Annotated in this window: 20 protein-coding genes, 1 tRNA gene and 1 pseudogene; 12 read left to right on the forward strand and 10 right to left on the reverse strand. The window is 74.5% G+C overall.

Translation table 11 applies throughout. The features are described 5' to 3' along the window. The first annotated feature begins 252 nt into the window (after positions 1 to 252). Together ACFOW4_RS22580 and ACFOW4_RS22585 are read left to right on the forward strand one after the other, a co-directional pair. On the forward strand, positions 253 to 1,506 hold the full coding sequence (locus tag ACFOW4_RS22580; protein WP_377530876.1) for a VWA domain-containing protein: 1,254 nt from the start codon (positions 253 to 255) through the stop codon (positions 1,504 to 1,506). Between the two features lie 2 nt (positions 1,507 to 1,508). Further along, entirely contained in the window at positions 1,509 to 2,291 is a 783-nt protein-coding gene (locus tag ACFOW4_RS22585; RefSeq protein ID WP_377530878.1) for a peptidase, read from the forward strand. A 53-nt stretch (positions 2,292 to 2,344) separates the two neighbouring features. Here ACFOW4_RS22585 and ACFOW4_RS22590 read toward each other — a convergent pair whose 3' ends face one another. After that, on the reverse strand, positions 2,345 to 2,614 hold the full coding sequence (locus ACFOW4_RS22590) for a hypothetical protein (RefSeq protein ID WP_377530879.1): 270 nt from the start codon (positions 2,612 to 2,614) through the stop codon (positions 2,345 to 2,347). Positions 2,615 to 2,863: 249 nt separating this feature from the next. On the opposite strand from ACFOW4_RS22590, the gene ACFOW4_RS22595 reads away from it, so the two are divergent. From ACFOW4_RS22595 to ACFOW4_RS22610, 4 genes are all read left to right on the forward strand, one after another. After that, entirely contained in the window at positions 2,864 to 3,520 is a 657-nt protein-coding gene (locus ACFOW4_RS22595) for a 4'-phosphopantetheinyl transferase (RefSeq protein ID WP_377530882.1), read from the forward strand. Between the two features lie 217 nt (positions 3,521 to 3,737). Further along, positions 3,738 to 4,718, forward strand: a complete 981-nt coding sequence (locus ACFOW4_RS22600; RefSeq protein ID WP_377530884.1) for a DUF4352 domain-containing protein — start codon at positions 3,738 to 3,740, stop codon at positions 4,716 to 4,718. A 180-nt stretch (positions 4,719 to 4,898) separates the two neighbouring features. Further along, positions 4,899 to 5,399 carry an SRPBCC family protein gene (locus tag ACFOW4_RS22605; RefSeq protein ID WP_377530886.1) on the forward strand — a complete coding sequence of 167 codons (501 nt, stop codon included), beginning with the start codon at positions 4,899 to 4,901 and terminating at the stop codon, positions 5,397 to 5,399. A 112-nt stretch (positions 5,400 to 5,511) separates the two neighbouring features. After that, positions 5,512 to 5,703, forward strand: a complete 192-nt coding sequence (locus ACFOW4_RS22610; protein WP_377530888.1) for a general stress protein CsbD — start codon at positions 5,512 to 5,514, stop codon at positions 5,701 to 5,703. Between the two features lie 171 nt (positions 5,704 to 5,874). Here ACFOW4_RS22610 and ACFOW4_RS22615 read toward each other — a convergent pair. The 6 genes from ACFOW4_RS22615 to ACFOW4_RS22640 form a co-directional block, all read right to left on the reverse strand. Continuing rightward, a tRNA-Ala gene (locus ACFOW4_RS22615) sits at positions 5,875 to 5,948 on the reverse strand. Between the two features lie 229 nt (positions 5,949 to 6,177). Then, on the reverse strand, positions 6,178 to 6,969 hold the full coding sequence (locus ACFOW4_RS22620; RefSeq protein ID WP_377530891.1) for a hypothetical protein: 792 nt from the start codon (positions 6,967 to 6,969) through the stop codon (positions 6,178 to 6,180). A 177-nt stretch (positions 6,970 to 7,146) separates the two neighbouring features. Next, the gene (locus ACFOW4_RS22625) at positions 7,147 to 7,797 is read right to left on the reverse strand and encodes a GNAT family N-acetyltransferase (protein ID WP_377530893.1); all 651 of its coding nucleotides are present in this window, start codon (positions 7,795 to 7,797) and stop codon (positions 7,147 to 7,149) included. 52 nt (positions 7,798 to 7,849) lie between these two features. Next, positions 7,850 to 9,163 (reverse strand): gephyrin-like molybdotransferase Glp, encoded by a 1,314-nt coding sequence (gene glp, locus ACFOW4_RS22630; RefSeq protein ID WP_377530896.1) that lies wholly within the window; start codon positions 9,161 to 9,163, stop codon positions 7,850 to 7,852. Continuing rightward, positions 9,160 to 10,122 (reverse strand): UTP--glucose-1-phosphate uridylyltransferase, encoded by a 963-nt coding sequence (locus tag ACFOW4_RS22635; RefSeq protein WP_377530898.1) that lies wholly within the window; start codon positions 10,120 to 10,122, stop codon positions 9,160 to 9,162. The genes glp and ACFOW4_RS22635 overlap by 4 nt, the downstream gene beginning before the upstream one ends. Positions 10,123 to 10,131: 9 nt before the next feature. Next, the gene (locus tag ACFOW4_RS22640) at positions 10,132 to 12,552 is read right to left on the reverse strand and encodes a diguanylate cyclase (RefSeq protein ID WP_377530900.1); all 2,421 of its coding nucleotides are present in this window, start codon (positions 12,550 to 12,552) and stop codon (positions 10,132 to 10,134) included. Between the two features lie 84 nt (positions 12,553 to 12,636). Between ACFOW4_RS22640 and ACFOW4_RS22645 the strand changes: the two genes are divergently transcribed. Both ACFOW4_RS22645 and ACFOW4_RS22650 read left to right on the forward strand, forming a co-directional pair. Further along, on the forward strand, positions 12,637 to 13,314 hold the full coding sequence (locus ACFOW4_RS22645; protein WP_377530902.1) for a 5-formyltetrahydrofolate cyclo-ligase: 678 nt from the start codon (positions 12,637 to 12,639) through the stop codon (positions 13,312 to 13,314). Further along, positions 13,311 to 13,466, forward strand: a pseudogene (locus ACFOW4_RS22650) (FmdB family zinc ribbon protein); the annotation flags it as partial. The gene ACFOW4_RS22645 and the pseudogene ACFOW4_RS22650, both read left to right, overlap by 4 nt. 62 nt (positions 13,467 to 13,528) lie before the next feature. On the opposite strand, the gene ACFOW4_RS22655 reads toward ACFOW4_RS22650, so the two are convergent. Continuing rightward, positions 13,529 to 13,735 carry a hypothetical protein gene (locus tag ACFOW4_RS22655; RefSeq protein WP_377531746.1) on the reverse strand — a complete coding sequence of 69 codons (207 nt, stop codon included), beginning with the start codon at positions 13,733 to 13,735 and terminating at the stop codon, positions 13,529 to 13,531. A gap of 364 nt (positions 13,736 to 14,099) precedes the next feature. On the opposite strand from ACFOW4_RS22655, the gene ACFOW4_RS22660 reads away from it, so the two are divergent. Further along, positions 14,100 to 14,705 carry a flagellar biosynthesis protein FlgA gene (locus tag ACFOW4_RS22660; protein WP_377530904.1) on the forward strand — a complete coding sequence of 202 codons (606 nt, stop codon included), beginning with the start codon at positions 14,100 to 14,102 and terminating at the stop codon, positions 14,703 to 14,705. Between the two features lie 15 nt (positions 14,706 to 14,720). On the opposite strand, the gene ACFOW4_RS22665 is transcribed toward ACFOW4_RS22660, so the two are convergent. After that, a complete protein-coding gene (locus ACFOW4_RS22665) occupies positions 14,721 to 14,909 on the reverse strand; it encodes a hypothetical protein (protein ID WP_377530905.1) in 189 nt (62 codons plus the stop codon). 95 nt (positions 14,910 to 15,004) lie between these two features. Here ACFOW4_RS22665 and ACFOW4_RS22670 point away from each other — a divergent pair, with 95 nt between their 5' ends. After that, positions 15,005 to 15,379, forward strand: coding sequence for a hypothetical protein (locus ACFOW4_RS22670; protein ID WP_377530907.1), 375 nt, complete (start codon positions 15,005 to 15,007; stop codon positions 15,377 to 15,379). A 34-nt stretch (positions 15,380 to 15,413) separates the two neighbouring features. Here the strand turns inward: ACFOW4_RS22670 and ACFOW4_RS22675 are convergent, their stop codons facing one another. Then, complete coding sequence (locus ACFOW4_RS22675; protein WP_377531709.1) at positions 15,414 to 15,896, reverse strand: hypothetical protein; 483 nt, start codon at positions 15,894 to 15,896, stop codon at positions 15,414 to 15,416. A 203-nt stretch (positions 15,897 to 16,099) separates the two neighbouring features. Here ACFOW4_RS22675 and ACFOW4_RS22680 point away from each other — a divergent pair, with 203 nt between their 5' ends. Both ACFOW4_RS22680 and ACFOW4_RS22685 read left to right on the forward strand, forming a co-directional pair. Next, positions 16,100 to 16,528 (forward strand): Fur family transcriptional regulator, encoded by a 429-nt coding sequence (locus ACFOW4_RS22680; protein WP_377530909.1) that lies wholly within the window; start codon positions 16,100 to 16,102, stop codon positions 16,526 to 16,528. A gap of 81 nt (positions 16,529 to 16,609) precedes the next feature. Beyond that, positions 16,610 to 17,473: an oxygenase MpaB family protein gene (locus tag ACFOW4_RS22685; protein WP_377530912.1), complete on the forward strand. Its 864-nt coding sequence runs from the start codon at positions 16,610 to 16,612 to the stop codon at positions 17,471 to 17,473. The last annotated feature ends 9 nt before the right edge of the window (positions 17,474 to 17,482 follow it).

A 17,482-nucleotide genomic window follows, 5' to 3' on the forward strand; every position in this document is an offset into this window, starting at 1 on the left:
CATGAAGAGCTTAACCACCGCGTACCACCGGCACAACGGGTCGACTTGGGTCAGATTTCCGACGGATGGCAACCGGGACGACGCTCCCTCTCCGGCCGTTGACCGTGGGTGACCCGGCGTGGACCCTGCGCTGCCCAGAGGCCATGTCCGGAGGGTCCGCGGCACCCCGTCGATCGCCTCGCCCGCGGTGTGCCCGGTGTCCGGTCGGCACCCGGATGATCATCTAATGTGGATCTCACTACACTGCGGGCCGTGATCAACTTCAGACGATCGGCGGCCGTCCTGCTCGGACTGCTGGCGACCGCCGCGCTGACCGGACCGGTCCCGGCAGCCGCGGCGGACGAGGAGCCGACGGCCGAGCCACCCCGGGTCGAGCTGGTGCTCGACGTCAGCGGCTCGATGCGGGCGGCAGACATCGACGGACGCAGCCGGATCTCGGTGGCTCAGCAGGCGTTCAACGAGGTGGTGGACGCCCTGCCGGAGGAGACCCAGCTCGGCATCCGGGTGCTCGGGGCGAGCTACCGGGGCAAGGACAAGAAGGTCGGCTGCCAGGACACCCAGCAGATCGTCCCGGTCGGGCCGGTGGACCGGACCCGGGCCAAGGCCGCCGTGGCCACCCTGCGCCCGACCGGGTTCACGCCGGTCGGGCTCGCCCTTCGGTCCGCCGCGCAGGACCTGGGCACCGGGTCCACCACGCGGCGGATCGTGCTGATCACCGACGGGGAGGACACCTGCGCCCCGCCGGACCCGTGCGAGGTGGCCCGCGAGCTGGCCGCGCAGGGCACCAGCCTGGTGGTCGACACGCTCGGCCTGGCGCCGGACGAGAAGGTCCGCCGGCAGCTGCTCTGCATCGCCGGGGCCACCGGCGGCACCTACACCGCGGCGCAGAGCGCCGACGAGCTGACCGACCGGATCAAGCAGCTGGTCGAGCGCGCCGGTGACACGTACACCCGGACTCCGACCGTGGTCGGCGGCGCGAGCGCCTGCGACTCGGCGCCGCTGCTCGCCCCCGGCGTCTACAGCGACCGTGAGGCGTTCTCCGAACACCGGTGGTACCGCGTGCCGGTACGCCCGGGGCAGGAGCTGCGTGCGTCGGTCAGCATGTCGCTGGACCGGCCGGTGAACCGCGACTACGGGGTCCTGCTGCGGGCCACCGCCGCCGACGGCCGGGAACTGGTCCGCGGCGCCGACGCGGACAGTGGCCGCGCGGACGTGATCTCCGCCGGGCTGCGCTGGTCGGCCACGGCCGACGACGAGGACGCCGACGAGACCGAGCGGACCGCCGTCGAGCCGGCCACGGTCTGCCTGGTGGTCAGCAACTCCCTGGCGCCGCGCCCGGGCACCGCGGTGCGCCCCGGCATGCCGGTGGAGCTGACCGTCGACGTGGTGGCCGCCGCCCCGGCGCCCGACGGCCCGGACCTCGGCCGCGGCTGGGTGCTGCTCGCCCTGCTCACCCTGGCCGGCCTGGTCACCCGCTGGTGGGTAGCCACGTGGAGGGAGAACTGACGATGCGTACCGCACTGTTGAGATCGCTGGCGGCGCTGCTCGTCGCCGGTGGGCCGGCCCTGCTGCCCGCGACGGCCGTCGCCGCCCCCACCCCCTCCCCCGGGGCCACGCCCGTCACCCGGGCCGGTACGTCGTTCCTCACCGCCACGCCGATCACGGCCGGGCAACCGGTACGGGTGGACGCCTCCACCGGCGACCACCTCTACTGGTCGTTCACGGCCAGGGCCGGCCAGGTGCACGAGATCAGCGCCACCGTCACCTTCCCCAAGGCCCGCAGCGGCGCCTCCACCTGGACCGTAGACGTCTTCGACGGACTGCGCCGCCGGCAGGCGTGCACGGCGGGGGCACAGACGACCGCCGTGGACGCCTCCGCGGCGAACGTGGCGCTCGGCTGCACGCTGCGCGAGGTGCGGCCGTGGGCCGAGCCCTGGTCGGCCGATCCGCTGCCCGGCACCTACGTCGTCCGACTCTCCGTGGTCGACCTGCCCGAGCCCGACCTGGGCGCACCGATCGACGTGGACCTGCTGGTGGGCACGGTCGACGACCGGAGTGCCTCGGCCGACGACGGCGAGCTGGCCGCGCCCCTGGTGCCGAACACCAGGGCCGGTTCGGTGCTCAACGCCGTACCGCCGGCCGACCCGGACGCCGACGACGAGGGTGACTCCGCCGCGGACTGGCTCCCGAACCTCGGCTCGCGATGGATCTGGACCGGCGTCGGCGGCGTGCTGGCCGCCGTCGCCGGCGTGGTGGGTTTCGGCCTGACCCGGCGCCCCCGGCGCGCCTGACCCGCACGACCGCCCTGGTGGCCGCCGCCGACCGGCGGCGGCCACCGGCGCGTTCAGCCGCGGCGTGGGCCGCGCGGCAACCAGCCGATGAACCGGTCCTGCAGCGACGTCACCGGCGTGCTGCGCAGATCCTCGGACGCGGCCGCGAGGCACGAGCCCAGGTAGACGCTGAGCATCGCCCGGTCGACCCCGTACTCCTCCAGCAGCCGGCTGCGCTTGGTCGCGCACGGCCACTCCTCGCCGCAGGAGCCACAGCTCCAGCCGGGCGTCGTCGGGACATGTTCGTCGACCCGTGCGCCGGGCGGTTCCGCGCCTTCGGTCATCGCACGTCCTCTCCAGATACTGGTCGGACAGGCGACTGCCGTGCCTGGCCGAGCGAATGATGCTCGCCTCCCCGGTGCCAACCGGGAAGCGCTTCGGAACCCTCCGGCGTTACATCCTTGCGGTACTTTCACCCCCCATGGCAGTCGGAAAATTGACGGTTCGCCAGGTCACAGCGTGGCGGCCGGTTCGGACAGGGCGGCCGGCGGCCGAGCAGGACCGGGTCCGGGCGTACCTCGGGGGAGGCGCCGATGCGTGACCTGCTACCCGCCACCGTCGCGGTGGCCGTCGCCGGGCCGGACGACTGGGCCGGGGATCTGCTGGCGGCCGAGCTGGCCTGCCTCGGCGAGCGCGCCGTGGCGAGCCGCCGGCGCGACTTCACCGCCGGGCGCGTCTGCGCCCGCCGGGCCATGGCCGGGCTGGGTCTGCCACCGGCGGCCGTGCCGGCCGCCGCCGACCGGGCGCCGGTCTGGCCGGCCGGCCTGGTCGGCGCCATCACCCACACCGAGGGCTACTGCGCGGCCGCCGTCGCCCGCCGCGCCGACATCCGGTCCGTCGGCATGGACGCCGAGCGGCATCGCGAGCTCAACGCCGGGGTACGCCGACTGGTGCTGCTGCCCGAGGAGGAGGAGCACTGCGCCCGGCTGCCCGGCGGGACCTTCTGGCCGGTGGTGCTCTTCAGCATCAAGGAGACCGTCTACAAGGTATGGCATCCCGTCGTCGGCAGCTGGCTCGACTTCCACGACGCCCGGGTGGAGGTGGACGCGGACGCCGGCACGTTCACCGCGCGGATCGCGCCGGCCCGGCTCGACGCGGCGACCGTCGCCGATCCACCGGCCACAGTGGCCGGAAGGTTCGCGCTCGCCGACGGGCTCGTCCGCACCGCCGCGATCCTGACTCCCCGCTGACTCGTCAGGAGCCCGTGGCGCCGGACCGGATCGGACTGGTCCGGATCGGTCACCCCGACGTCGCGCCACCGGTGCTGCCCCAGTCCACCGACGACCGTGCCGGGCGCGGCCCGGCCGGAGCGGTGGGACGGCGTCCAGCGCGACGGTCGGCTGGTCCGTGGCGCACGGTAGCGTCGGCGGGTTCGGAGAACCGCGTGTGCCGAAGTCAAGGAGTACGGTGACCCACCCCCAGCCCCCCGCCGGGCCGCACGACCCCCAACAGCCGAATGCGGAGCCGCCGACGCAGGCAGTCCCAGCGACACCGCAGCCACGCTCGGCCACCGACCCGACGGTCCCCCACCCGCCGGTCTCCGCCCCACCGCAGCCGCCGTTCGCGAGCACTCCCGATCCGTCCTACGCCGGCGCGTCGCAGCCGCCGTACGCCGCCCCGCCGCAGCAGGCCGTGCCGGGGCAGCCCTGGCCGCAGCCGCCGTTCGCCGGCACCTCGTACCCCGCCGCCGGCCCCGGGGCGCAGACGGGCACGCCGGGCTACGGCCCGGGCGCACCCGGCTACCCGCTCGCCGGGACGCCCGCGCCGGCGCAGGGTTCCAAGAAGACCGTGGTGGTCGTCGCGGTCACCGCCGCGGTGCTGGCCCTGCTCTGCTGTGCCGGCGGCATCGTGGCGGCGGTCATCGGCTTCAACCGGGCCGCCGAGCAGGCGGTGGAGGCCAGGCCCACCCCCGCCGTGACCCGGAGCGTCGGTCAGACGCCGGGCGGCAAGACGCCGCCCTCCCCGGCCGAGCCCTCGGCGGCCAGCGGCGAGACGCGGGACATGTCGGTCGGCGAGACACTGGTGATCGACGACAGTGACGGCACCGTCGAGATCACCGTGACGAAGTTCAGCACCTCGACCAAGGCGTGCAAGTCCTACGGCCTGAAGCCGGACGAGGGCATGTACGTGATCGCCACCGTCACAGTGAAGGTCACCAAGGGCAGAGGGTCGATCAACCCGCTCTTCTTCCAGTGGGTGGCCCAGGACGGCACCGAGACCAACGCGATCGGTGGGGCCCTCTCCGGCTGCGGCAAGCCCCTGTCGGCGGGCAACAACCTCTCCACCGGCACCAAGCGCACCGGCAGCGTCGTCTTCGACGTGCCGAACACCAGCGGCGTGCTGGAGTACCAGCACCTCTTCGAGACCGCCGGATCCTGGAAGCCGTGACGTCGCGCGGGGTCGGCCCTTCCGGCCGACCCCGCCCATACCGCCCGCGTGTCGGAGTCGAGGCCGGTCTCCTCCGTCCGCTGCCGACCCACCGGCGTGCGAGAGGCGCCAGCGGGTACGCGACGCGCGTCAGACCGTCGAGAGCAGGTCCCACGGCTGGTCGATCGATCGGAGACTGCGATGCGGAGAACATCGTGGCGACCGCGAGCACACGATGCGGTCGAGGCGAAAGTGACGATCCGGCGCCCGGTGGGTGAGGTCTTCACGTTCTATCGCGACTTCCGGAATTTGTCACGGTTTCTGGGCGATGTCATGGCCGTCGAACAGGTCGGCCCGGCGGAGTCCCGATGGAGGATCCAGGGCCCGCTGGGCGTTCGGCTGACGTCGACGATGAGGGTGACCGAGGAGCGTTCGAACGAGGTCATCGGCTACCAGACCCGCTCCCTGCCCGGGCTGCGGACGTACTGGACGGTCCACTTCACCAGCGGCCCCACGGGCGACGAGACCGAGGTACGCGAGGTGATGCGGACGCCGCTGGGACGGCTCGGGCACCGGGTCCTCGCGTTGCTGGGCAAGCCGCCCGCCGGGGAGGTGCCGGCGAACCTGCGCAGACTGCGGGAAGTGCTGGAGACGGGGAGGGTGACCACCCTGGACCATGCGGTGGCGGGCAAGTTCAGCTAGCGCGCCGGGCAGCTTCAGGCCGAGCCCTTCGCGGTCCAGGTTTTCCGCCCCGGAGGGTGGGGACGCGGGCGGTGCGGACGGCATCCGATCCGCCGCGATCACAGGAGGCGACATGAGCGTGGAGTGGGCAAAGGACGGGGTCGAGCAGGTGGGCGGGCCGGAGAACGCCCGGCTGGGCGACATGAACCAGGATGAACGGGCGGAGGCGGAACGGGTGATGCGGCGCGACGAGATCCAGGGCCGGCATCCGGGCGAGCACGTCCAGGAGGACGCCCGGGACGTCAGCGGCGACTTCAGCAGCTGACGTCGCAGGCACCGACACTCCTCGCGGAACGCGGCCCTGCTGCGTGCTCTCCATCACACCTGGGTATCAGGTGACCCAGGGTTGACGGACGGACCGGACGGAATCCGGCGGTAACTCGTCACGGCATGGAAAAGGCCGTCTCCGACGAGCGAAAACGGCCTTCAAACTGGGTGGAGTTGAGGGGATTCGAACCCCTGACCCCCTCGATGCGAACGAGGTGCGCTACCGGACTGCGCCACAACCCCTCCACCGGCGAACCGGCTTCGGTCCCACCCGGCTTTCACCGGGCGGGCCGGCGACAAGGCTAACAGGTCGCCGGCCTCCACCGCGAATCCGCCCCCGGCGCGATCCCCCGCCGCACTCAAAGATCCACTCGGGTTCCTGGAAATCGGGCCTTCCGGCCGTGACACCCCGAGTTCCAGGAAACCGAGTCGATCAAGGCGCCGGCGCGGCGGCCAGGTGGGGCGGCGGCGGTCACGCCGGGTGGGAGGTGCGGCCCGCCTCGTAGGGGCGGCCCCGTAGGCCGCCGGAGCGCCGGTAGGAGACCGAACCACCACTAGCCGCGGCCGGCAGGTCGCCGGGGCGGTCCAGGCCCATGGCGGCACGGCGTACCACCTCGCGCTGGGCGGCGAGGCGGCGCTGCGCCTCCCGGCGGGCCGCGGCGCGGCGGGCCTGCTCGCGGCGCACCTCGGCCTGCCGGGCGGCCAGCCAGGCCGCCTCGCGGGCCCGCGCACGCCGCCGCCGGCGGTCGGCCAGGGCCCGACCCCGCAGGTGTACGACGTACGCACCCAGCAGCAGGAAGGTCACCGTGAAGCCGATCCAGAAGCCCGGGCTGACCAGCAGCACGCCGATCAACTCGACCACGTTGAGCAGCAGCAGGGCGGCGAGGACCCGGCGGCGGCGGTAGACGGCGGGGGTGTGCGGCCGGCCGGGCGGCGGCCGGCGGCGGGAGCGCTTGGCGGCGGCCGGCACGGCACGCAGCCGGCCGGACCGGCGACCCGCGGGCGGCGCGGACACCGGCGCACCCAGCAAGCCCGTAGTCGCATCTTCACTGAGCGTGACGACGAGCGAGCGCGGTGGGTGGACGGGTCGCCGTCCCGGCACAGTACGACGCCGCCGGCGGCGCTCGAGTACCCGCGCCGTCGACTGCGCCCGCTCCGCCACCAGCCGCTCGGTGGCGTCGTACCGGCGGACCAGCGCCGGGGCCAGAGCGAGCAGGCCGGCGGCGGCGAGGACGGCGAGGAGCACCGAGGTCGGCACCCTCACCCCTCCCGTCACCGAATTCGGAGCAACCACCGCCCGGCCGCAGGATCTTCCACCGATCGCGCTCGGGTGCGTGGATCGTCCGGACGGGCAGCGCTTGCCGCAGCTTGCAGTTACTTGAGGTTACGGCGCACCGACCGGGATGCCGCTGCGCCGCGCCGATCCCGTCCGTGGGACGGCTCACCGCGCGGCAGCGCGGATCCGATGCCAGCGGGCCAGCAGGCCGCCCTCGGCGGCAATGTCCTCACTGGTCATCGCGTATCCGATGTGGTCGCGCCACGCGCCGTCGATGTGCATGTAGCGCACGTGGTACGCCTCCTCGCGGAAGCCCAGCTTCTCCACCACGCGCCGCGACGGCCGGTTCTCCGGCCGGATGTTGACCTCCACCCGGTGCAGTCCACCCGGGCCGAACACGTGGTCCACGGCGAGCGCCAACGCGGTCGGGATCACCCCCTGGCCGGCCACCCGGGCGTCCACCCAGTAGCCGACGTAGCCGGAGCAGAACGCGCGCCGCACGATGCTGCCCACGTTGAGGTGACCGACCAGCCGATCCCGGTCGCCCTCGCGCAGGCAGACCGCGAACGGCATGCCCTCACCCTCGCGGGCGGAACGCCGCTGGTCACGGTGCACCCACCGGAACGCGGACGGCGAGTTCAGCTCGTCCCAACTGCCCGGCAACGACGACTCCCAGGGCGCCAGCCAGGCCCGGTTGGCCCGGCGCACCTCCGACCACGCCGCCGCGTCGGAACGCCGGTAGGGGCGCAGCAGCACCGGCCCGTCGACCAGCACCGTCGGCCAGCCCGGCGCGCGTGCGGGCCCGAAGAGACTCACCCGTCCAGTCTCCCGTGTGGGACCGGGCCACGCGCAAGTGGACGCTCCACGTTCACCGGCGGCGGTCCAGCAGCAGGACGTCCACGGTGGAGCCGGCGGCGGCCGTGGTCACCCGCTCCCCCAGCACCAGCAGCCCGTTCGCCTCGGCCAGCCCGGAGAGGGTGAACGGCCCCCCGCTCAGCGGCTGGACCGTGTAGCCGCCGCCGCGTCGCTCGGCCACGTGCGCGGGCCGGAACTCGCGCAGCCCGCCCGGGGACGACACCGTCTCCAGCAGGTGCGCCCGTACGCTGGGCCGGAACACCGGCTCGGCGCCGGCGAGCAGTTGGATCGCCGGACGGGCCAGCACCTCGAAGCCGATCAGGGCGGCGCCGGGGTCGCCGGGCAGGCACACCACCGGCACCTCCTCGGCCCCGACCGTGCCGAAGCCCAACGCCGTACCGGGATAGAGCGCCACGTCGGTGAAGGTGACCGGCCCCGCGCGGTTGCCCTCCCGGCGGGACAGGATCCGCCGCACCATGTCGCCGGGGCCGGTGCCGGTGCCCCCGGTGGTGATGATCAGGTCGGCGCGCAGCGTCTGGTCCTCGAGCAGCCCGCGCAGGCCCTCCGGGTCGTCGTCGCAGATGCCCACCCGGTACGCGAGCGCGCCCACCTCGGCCGCGGCGGCGGTCAGCGCGTGCGAGTTCGCGTCCACCACCTGGCCCGGCTGGCTGCCCCGGCCCACGTCGACCAGTTCGTCGCCGGTCGCCACGATCACCACCCGTGGGCTGGGCCGGACCACCACGTGCCCGATGCCGGTGGCGGCGAAGACCGCGACCAGCGCCGGCGAGACGTACGTGCCGGCGCGGGCGAGCAGCGTGCCGGCCGGCAGCTCCTCACCGGCGCGGCGTACCCCGTACCCCCGTTTGGGGGCGCGGAAGATCTCCACGGCGGCCATGCCCTGGTCGGTCCACTCCACCGGGACCACCACGTCCGCGCCGCCCGGCAGCGGCGCCCCGGCCGCCACGGAGAAGCACGCACCCGGCGTGAGCCGGACCGGCCGCCAGCTCGCGGCGCCGAGATCGCCGACCACGTTCAGCCGGATGCTGCGCCCACCCGGCGCGCCGGAGGGGGCTGGGACGTAACCCGCGCCCCGGCCGCCTCCGGAGATGTCCTCCCAGCGGGCCGCGTACCCGTCCACGGCCGCCTGGTCGAAGGCCGGGAACGCGTGCGGCGCGACGACGTCCTCGGCGAGGACGTTGCCGTGCGCCTGGGTGAGGTCGAGGTCGAGCGGAGGCAGCGCGCGTAACCTGCGCAGCACACTGCCCAGGTAGTCGGCGAGCGGCGTCAACTCGTTCGCGGCCGCCTCGGCGTCGGCCGTCGCGGTCATGTACCAGATCCGCCCGCCGTGTCGGCGTTGACGAAGTCGGCCAGCCAGGAGCGGAACTCGGGGCCGAGGTCCTCGCGCTCGGCGGCGATCTGGACCACCGTCTGGAGGTAGCCCAGCGGCATCCCCGTGTCGTAGCGGGTGCCCCGGTAGACGATCGCGTGCACCGGGGTGCCTTCGGTGCGCAGCAGCTCCATCGCGTCGGTCAACTGGATCTCGCCGCCGCTGCCCGGCTTGGTCCGCCGGATCGCGTCGAAGATCGTGCCCGGGAGCACGTACCGGCCGAGCACCGCGAGGTTGCTGGGCGCCTCCTCCGGCTGCGGCTTCTCCACCATCCCAGTCACCCGGACGACCTCGCCGATGTCGCTGAGCTCCGCCTCGGCGGGCTCGACCGACGCGATGCCGTACCGCTTGGTCTCGGCCGGGTCCACCTCGAAGAAGGCGAGCACCACGCCACCGGTGCGGGCCTGCAGCTCCAGCATCGCGGGCAGCAGCGGCTCGGAGGGCTTGACGAACTCGTCGCCGAGCAGCACCGCGAAGGGCGCGTCGCCGACGTGCGACTCGGCGTACCCGACGGCGTGGCCGAGCCCGAGCTGTTCCGGCTGACGGCAGGTGTAGATCTCGGCCAGCTCGCTGGGCCGGCGTACCGCGGCCAGCCGCTCGGCGTCGCCCTTCTCCTCCAGCCGGGCCTCCAGGTCGGGCCGCCGGTCGAAGTGGTCCACCATCGACGTCTTACCCCGGCCGGTGATCAGCAACACGTCGCCGATGCCCGCCTGGGTGGCCTCCTCGACGATGTACTGCAGCACCGGTCGGTCGACCACCGGAAGCAGCTCCTTGGGCACCGCCTTGGTGGCCGGCAGGAAACGCGTGGCCAGACCGGCGGCCGGGATGACGGCCTTGACCGCCCGGGGACGGCCGGTTGCGGCGACCGTCGATGAGGGGTTCGCTGAGTGCTCCGACATGTCGCGAGACTATCGGCCACGGCTCTGCCGCGGCGGGTGTGGCCCGGAAGACGCGCCGCCACCCGAGCCGGGCCGGGCGGCGTCCGGCCCGGCCCGCGCCGCGTCGGGGCCCGCGTCCGCCGGGTCCGCCGACCCGTCGGGCGGCTCCGGGCGGGCCTGCGCGGGCGCGGGCCGGGCGACCGGCGCGACCCGACCGGCGCGGGGCAGGCCGTCCGGTGGGCTCACCGCCGCGGCCGGAACCGGGATCTCCCGCACCGGCACCTCCGGCCGCACCTCGGCCACCCGGTAGGTGTCCCGGCCGGCGGCCTTCGCCGCGTACAGGGCGTCGTCGGCGGCCTCCAGCACCTCCCGGCCGGTGCTGCCGTGGTCGGGGTAGACGGCGATGCCCACCGAGACCGTCACCACGATCGACCCACCGCCACCGTGCGCCTCGACGATGATCGCGGTGTCGCGTACGGCCGCCCCGAGCCGTTCCGCGACGATCGCCGCGCCCCGGGCGTCGGTCTCCGGCAACAGCACCACGAACTCCTCGCCGCCCTGGCGGAAGGCCAGGTCGACCTCGCGGATCTCCCCGCGCACCCGCCGGGCGAACTCGGCCAGCACGGTGTCCCCGGCCGCGTGCCCGTAGGTGTCGTTGACGTCCTTGAACCGGTCCAGGTCCAGAGCGAGCACGCTGAGCATCCGGCCGAACCGGCTGGCCCGCTCCACCTCCCGCCGGATCGACTCGCGCAGGTAGCGGTAGTTCCACAACCCGGTGAGCGCGTCGGTGAGCGAGAGCCGCTGCGCCTCCTCGTGCACCCGCACGTTGTCCACCGCCACCGCCGCGTGCCCGGCGAAGGTCCGCAGGGTGACCAGGTCGTCCTCGTCGAACTCGTCGGCGCCCAACCGGTCGTAGAGGACCAGCACGCCGAGCGCCGCCGCGGTCGCGCCGCCCTCCTCAACGGCTCCTTCGCCGTCGCCGGGCCGCGCCGCGCCGCCGACGCCGGAAGCACCGGCGGACGCTGGAGCGGTGCCGGACGTCGACGCGGTGTCGGACCTCGGAGCTCCGCCGGGCATGGCGGAACCGGCCGACGCCGAAGCGGCGCCGGAGCCGCCGGGTGTGGCCGGCGTGCCGGGAGCGGCGAACGGGACCGCGATGTACGTCCGGCAGCGCGGCTCGCCCGCCGGGACCTCGGACGGCTCCACCCGACCGCGCTGCGGCACTCCGGTGGCGGCCACCGCCCCGACCACGCCGGTGCCGACCGGCACCCGCAGGGTCGGCGGCCCGACCTCGTCGCTCTCCGGCCAGCGCCCGTCCAGCCCCTCGGCGCACTGCGCGACGAGCACGCCACCGGCCTCCACCAGCAGCACGGCCCCGGCCCGGGCCCCGGTGGCCGCGATCGCGCTGTGCAGGATCACCCGCAGGATGCGTTGCAGGTCGTGTGTGCTGGCCAGGGTGTCGCCGAGCACCGCGAGGTGCCCGCGCAGCTGGTCCCGGCTGCTGGTCAGCGCCGCCACGTACGAGCCGGTCTCGCGGGTCATCCGGTTGAACGCGGCGGCAAGCCGGCCCAGCTCGTCACGGCTGCGCACCGGCACCCGGGTGCTCAGGTCACCGTGCGCCACCCGGTCCACCGCGCCGGCCAGCTCGACCAGGGGTCGGGTGGTCACCCGGGCCAGCCGCCAGGCGGCGAGTACGGCGAGCAGCCCGGCCAGCACGACGACGGCGGCCAGCGTCGCGTACAGCCCGGGCGGCTGCTCACTGGGGACGGAGAGCACCAGGGGCAGCGGCTGCCCGGCGGTCGCGCCGATCCGCCGCACGTACCGGCCGTCGCCGGTCTCAGTGACCCGCTCGCCGTCGAGGCTGCCGGCGGCGGCCAGCACCGCGTCGCGTACCTGTCGGGACTCGGTGGTGTGGGTGACCCGGGCGGACGTCGCGCCGTCGTCGAGCAGGGTGACCGCGACGCCGGTCGCGGCCGCCAGCCGGGCCACGAAGGCCGGATCGACCAGCTGCGCGGCGGCGACCGTACCCAGCAGGTTGCCGGCCCGGTCGCGCAGGTCGACCCGGGCGCTCAGCGCGCCGACCGGCCCGGACGCCGCCGGCGCGGAGCCGGAGCAGTCCCGCCAGGGCATCGTCGGCGCGCCGGGAGAGGCGTAGGTGACCCGGCCCGTCACGTCGGTGACCAGCACCGCGGCGGCCAGGCCCCGAGCGACCACCTGACTGGCGGTGGCGGCCCGGTCGTCGGTGAGGGCGACCGCGTCGGCGGCGGCGCGCAGTTGCTGGCAGAGCGCGTCGACGGAGGTTCGCACGGCGGACGCGGCCACGGCGAGGCGTTCGGTGGAGCGACTGCGATCGACGGCGGTCACCGTGGAGGCGACGAAGAACGCGCCGAGCAGGACCGGCCCGAGCACCACCGCGAGGAAGGCTGCCGTCAACCGCCCGCGTAGCGTCACTCGGTCCCCCCGGAAGTTCCGCCTCCGATGCTGCGATGCTGACACAGAGCCACGGTGGGAGCGGCGTTGCGTCAGGAGTGTTGCGTGCCGGAATTTTCTTATGAAGCGGAAGTGACGGCTGTGGCGAAGCGGAACGCCCGCGTCGCGCTGCTCGCCCACCGCCGCGCGCTGACCGGTCCGGCGCGGGCCGCCGCCGCCGGGCGCGTCCAGGCCGAGCTCGTCGCCCTGGTACGCCGGCTGCGTCCGAACCGCATGACGGCGTACGTGCCGGTCGGCTCGGAGCCGGGCGGGGCCGACCTGCCGGCGGTGCTGCGGGCCGCCCTGCCGGCCGGCGCCGAACTGCTCCTGCCGGTGCTCCGCGACGACCTCGACCTGGACTGGGCGACCTACACCGGGCCGGACGGACTGGCCGCCGCCGGGCGGGGTATCCGAGAGCCGACGGGCCCGCGACTGGGCGTGGGCGCGGTCACCGACGCCGACCTGGTGGTCGTACCGGCGTTGGCGGTGGACCGGCGCGGCCGGCGGCTCGGACGCGGCGGCGGCTCGTACGACCGGGCGCTGGCCCGGGTATCCGCGGACACGCTGACCGTGGTCCCGCTGCACGACGGCGAGCTGGTCGAGACGCTGCCCACCGAGCCGCACGACCGCCCGGTACGCGCGGTCGTCACCCCCGCCGACGGGGTGCGTACGCTTGACGCCGGCCCGGACACGCCGCCGGGTGTCGTGCCCCACACGTCTGCTGGACGAACCCGGGGCGGATGACGCACCATTGGCACTCGAATACGTCGAGTGCCAACCGGCCGAGCTTTCCGGAGGAGAACGTGCCCACGTACCAGTACGCCTGCACCGCGTGCGGTCACCAGCTCGAGGCAGTGCAGTCCTTCTCTGACGAGCCGCTGACCGAGTGCCCCACGTGTACGGGACGGCTGCGCAAGGTCTTCAACTCGGTCGGCATCGTCTTCAAGGGCTCCGGCTTCTACCGCACCGACTCCCGCTCGTCGGGCGCCGACGCGCCGACCGGCGGCACGGCCAGCAAGCCGACCAAGTCCGACTCGTCCTCGTCGTCGTCCTCGGGTAGCGACTCCGGGTCGTCCTCGGGCTCCTCGAACGGTTCGTCCTCGGGGTCCTCGTCGTCCTCGGGGTCCTCGTCGTCCTCGTCGAGCGGTGGGTCGAGCGGCAGCAAGGCCCCGGCGGCCAGTTCCGCGTCCTGACGCCGACCTCCACGCCCTGATCACCCAGCCCGGCCCCGTCATTCGGCGGAGCCGGGCTTGATCGACTCAAGATCGCCGACATGGGGACATCCTCGCGACCTGGACACCCCTACATCGCCGACACGGAGTCGATCATCGAGGCTTGACGGATCATCGGGGCCGTCCCGCCACGTCTCGCGCGGTCGACGCCTTTAGCAGGTCAGGTCTGGCCGTGGGCGTTGTCCACAGGCTGGAGAGTTGTCCACAGGGCCGGGCCGACGGCCGGCTGACCGGGCACCGACCGCCCTAACCTGCTGCCGCGGGTGTCGCTGCGACGCCCGGGATGGGAGGCGGCACATGGCGACCGCAGATCCGGATTCGGCAACGGCCCTGCGCCCGCTGCGCCGGCCACGCCTGCCGGGCGGGCGGGTGCTGCTCCGGGCCGGCCTGGTCGCCGCATTGCTCGCCCTGGCCGCCGCCGTCCTGCACACCCCGACGGGGCGCCCGCCAACGACCCGCGCCGCGCCGTCTCCTCCCCGCACCCCGGCCGACGCGCAAGAGGCGGTCGACGGAGCGGGACCGACCGGCCAGGACGGAGCGGGACCGACGGGCGCGGGCAGGGCCGGGCCGACCGGCGCCGAGGGGACGGTCGGCAACCCACGATCCTCAGCCGGGCCGCTGCCGCTGCCCAGCGGCGCCGTCGGGGTGCCGGTTCGACTGGCCGAGCCGGCCGCACTGGCGGTGGTCCGCCCTGGGGCGTTGGTCGACCTGCTCGCGGCGCCGCCCGGCGGGGCGAGCACCGAGGCGGCTCTGCTCGCCAGTCGAGCCCTGGTGCTGGACGTACTCGGAGCCGGCGCCGCCGACGGGACCTCGGCGCTCTACCTGGCGCTCAGCCCCGACCAGGCGAGACACGCCGTCGGCCTGCCCGAGGGCAGCCGCTTCGCGATCGTCGTCCGCGGCTGACCGCGCGCGCCGGGGTCAGTCCCAGTGCGGAGGGCGCTCGGCGAGCAGCCAGTCGTCGTTGCCGCCGGCCCGCTCGCCCCAGCCGCGGTCGGTGTCGTCGGCGGTCTGCTCGGGCAGCACCACGAAGTCGTCGCTCAGGTCGACGGTGCGGTCGTCGTCGCCGCGCGCGCCCTGCGTACCCGGGTCGGTGCTCACGAGCGGCAAGACTAGCGCAGGTCACGGCGCCAGGATCGCCGCCGACGGTGGCGCGCCGGGCAGAAGCCGGCCGACCACCGGCCGCGTTGGTAGCGTCGGACGGCGTGACGACCCCCAGCGGTGGCAGCTCCCCGGACGACTACTGGCGACGACCCGGGACCGGCGGCGCGGGGACGCCCGCCCAGCCTCCGCCCGATCAGGCCCCGATCGAGCCTGGGGCCACACCGGCAGGCACCCAGCCACCCCAGACATCGACGGGCGGGTACACCGGGCCGCCGCCGAGTGTGCCGCCGCCGGCCGGTTGGCGTCCGCCCGTACACCTGGAGCCCGCACCGCCCCGCCACCTGCCGCCGCAGGACGCGGCGGACCTCGACGCCTCGGAGCAGCGCGCCCAGCGACTCACCTACGGCCTCGGCGCGGCGGCCGGTGTGGTGCTGGTGGTCCTGGTCTGCCTGCTCTGCTCCCGGGTCATCTTCTGATCCGAGAGCAGAGCGGCGGCCTGCGGCGGACCGGTCAGAGGGTGGTGCCCCAGACGGCGTCGGCGCCGGAGTGGCCGGTCAGGTAGACGTAGACCAGAGCGGCGATGGACAGGGCCACGATCGCCACGCCCAGCACCGGGGTGACCAGCGCCGGCAGCCGCGGTACGCGGGGATGCCCGCTGGTCGCCACGAGCAGCAGGATCACCGCGATCCCGAGCGGCACGACGATCCGGAACAGGATGTCGCCGTACCGGGAGTGCTCGAAGATCTGGTTGAGGATCTGGCCCTGGAAGCCCCGGGCAACCAGCGCGTCGGTGAACGCCTCACCGGACTCGACGGCCACGAACGCGGTCACCGGCGCCACCACGGCCAGGATCCCCGCCGCCCAGTCCAGCCGGGACCGCCACCGGGGCAGCCCCACGTATGCGATGGCGAGGACCGCCAGCAGAGGAACGAACACGACGACCGCGTGGACCACCAGGACGTGTGCCGGTAGACCCAGGATCTCCTCGAACATCGACACCTCCGGGTGGATCATGGTCAGGGCGTTGCCAGCGTACGACCCGCCGGTGGTCCCGCCCAGCTCTTGATCAGTCACACGCGCGCCGGACCGGTCAGGTTCACCAGCGCCCCCGACCGGGTACGTCGACACCTGTGGCCGGGGCCACCCCTGCCCGGAGGTCGGTTGTCGGCGCTGGTGGCGCGTGGTGTCATTGGCGCATGTCGACTGCCGAGGAGCTGCTCCGATCGAGGGGTCTGCGGGTCACCCGACCGCGCCTCGCGGTGCTGGACGTGCTCGCCGGCGGCGGGCACCTGGAGGTCGACGAGATCACCCGGCGGGTCCGGGAACGCCTCGACTCGGTCTCCACCCAGGCGGTCTACGACGTGCTGGGGGCGCTCTCCCGGGCCGGTCTGTCCCGCCGGATCGAGCCGGCCGGCAGTCCCGCCCGGTACGAGGCGCGGGCCGGCGACAACCACCACCACGTGGTCTGCCGGGGTTGCGGCGAGATCGGCGACATCGACTGCGCGGTCGGCAGCGCCCCCTGCCTCGACCCGAGCATCGCGCACGGCTTCGAGGTGGACGAGGCCGAAGTGACCTTCTGGGGCCTCTGCCCCACCTGTCAGACCCGTCGCTCCGCCGACGACTGACGCACTGACACCGGCGGGTCGACCACCTCCAACCGTCCGTACGGCACGGTGGCAATGCGCCGGCCGTGGCACTCTTGGTCGGTGGACTCCGATGACCTCGGCCTCTTCGGTCCGGGATCGGTCACGTGGAAGGTGCACGAGGAGCCGATCCTGATCGTCGCCGGCCTGCGTTCGCTCTACCTGCAGGCGCTGCACCCGAGGGCGATGGCCGGGGTGGCGCAGAACAGCAACTACCGCACCGACGCCTGGGGACGCCTGGTCCGCACCGCCACCTACGTGGCGACCACCGTCTACGGCACGACCGCCGAGGCGGAGACCGCCGGGGCCCGGCTCCGCAGGCTGCACGCCGGGATGCGCGCCAGCGACCCGTCGACCGGCGAGGAGTTCCGGGTCGACGACCCGGACCTGCTGCGCTGGGTGCACGTCACGGAGGTCGAGTCGTTCCTCAGTACCGCCCGCCGCGCCGGTCTGCCCCTCACCGACGACGAGGTGGACGGCTACTACACCGAGCAGCGCCGCTCCGCGGCTCTCGTCGGCCTGGACCCGGCGGCCGTCCCCGGGACGGCCGACGAGGTGGCGGAGTACTACCGCGCCGTGCGGCCGGAGCTGCGGATGACCCGGGAGGCCGCCGAGACGGCGCTGTTCCTCACCGCCCCGCCGCTGCCGTGGAAGCTCAGCCTGCCCGCCCGCCTCGGGCTCACCCTCGGGCCGCCCCGCTGGGCGTACCTGGGCATCGCCGGCACCGCGTTCGCCCTGCTGCCGGCCTGGGCCCGCCGGATGTACGGGGGCCTCGGGCTGCCCACCACAGAGCTGTCGGCGGACCTGACCGTGCGGGCCCTGCGGCTGGCGCTCGCGGCGGTGCCGCGCCGCTACCGGGAGGGCCCGTTGCAGCTGGCCGCCAAGGAGCGGGCCGAGCGCCTGGCCGGCGACCCGCTGACCCGCTGACCCGGCCGA

Source organism: Micromonospora sp. GCM10011542 (genome assembly GCF_042650685.1).
GTDB lineage: Bacteria > Actinomycetota > Actinomycetes > Mycobacteriales > Micromonosporaceae > Micromonospora.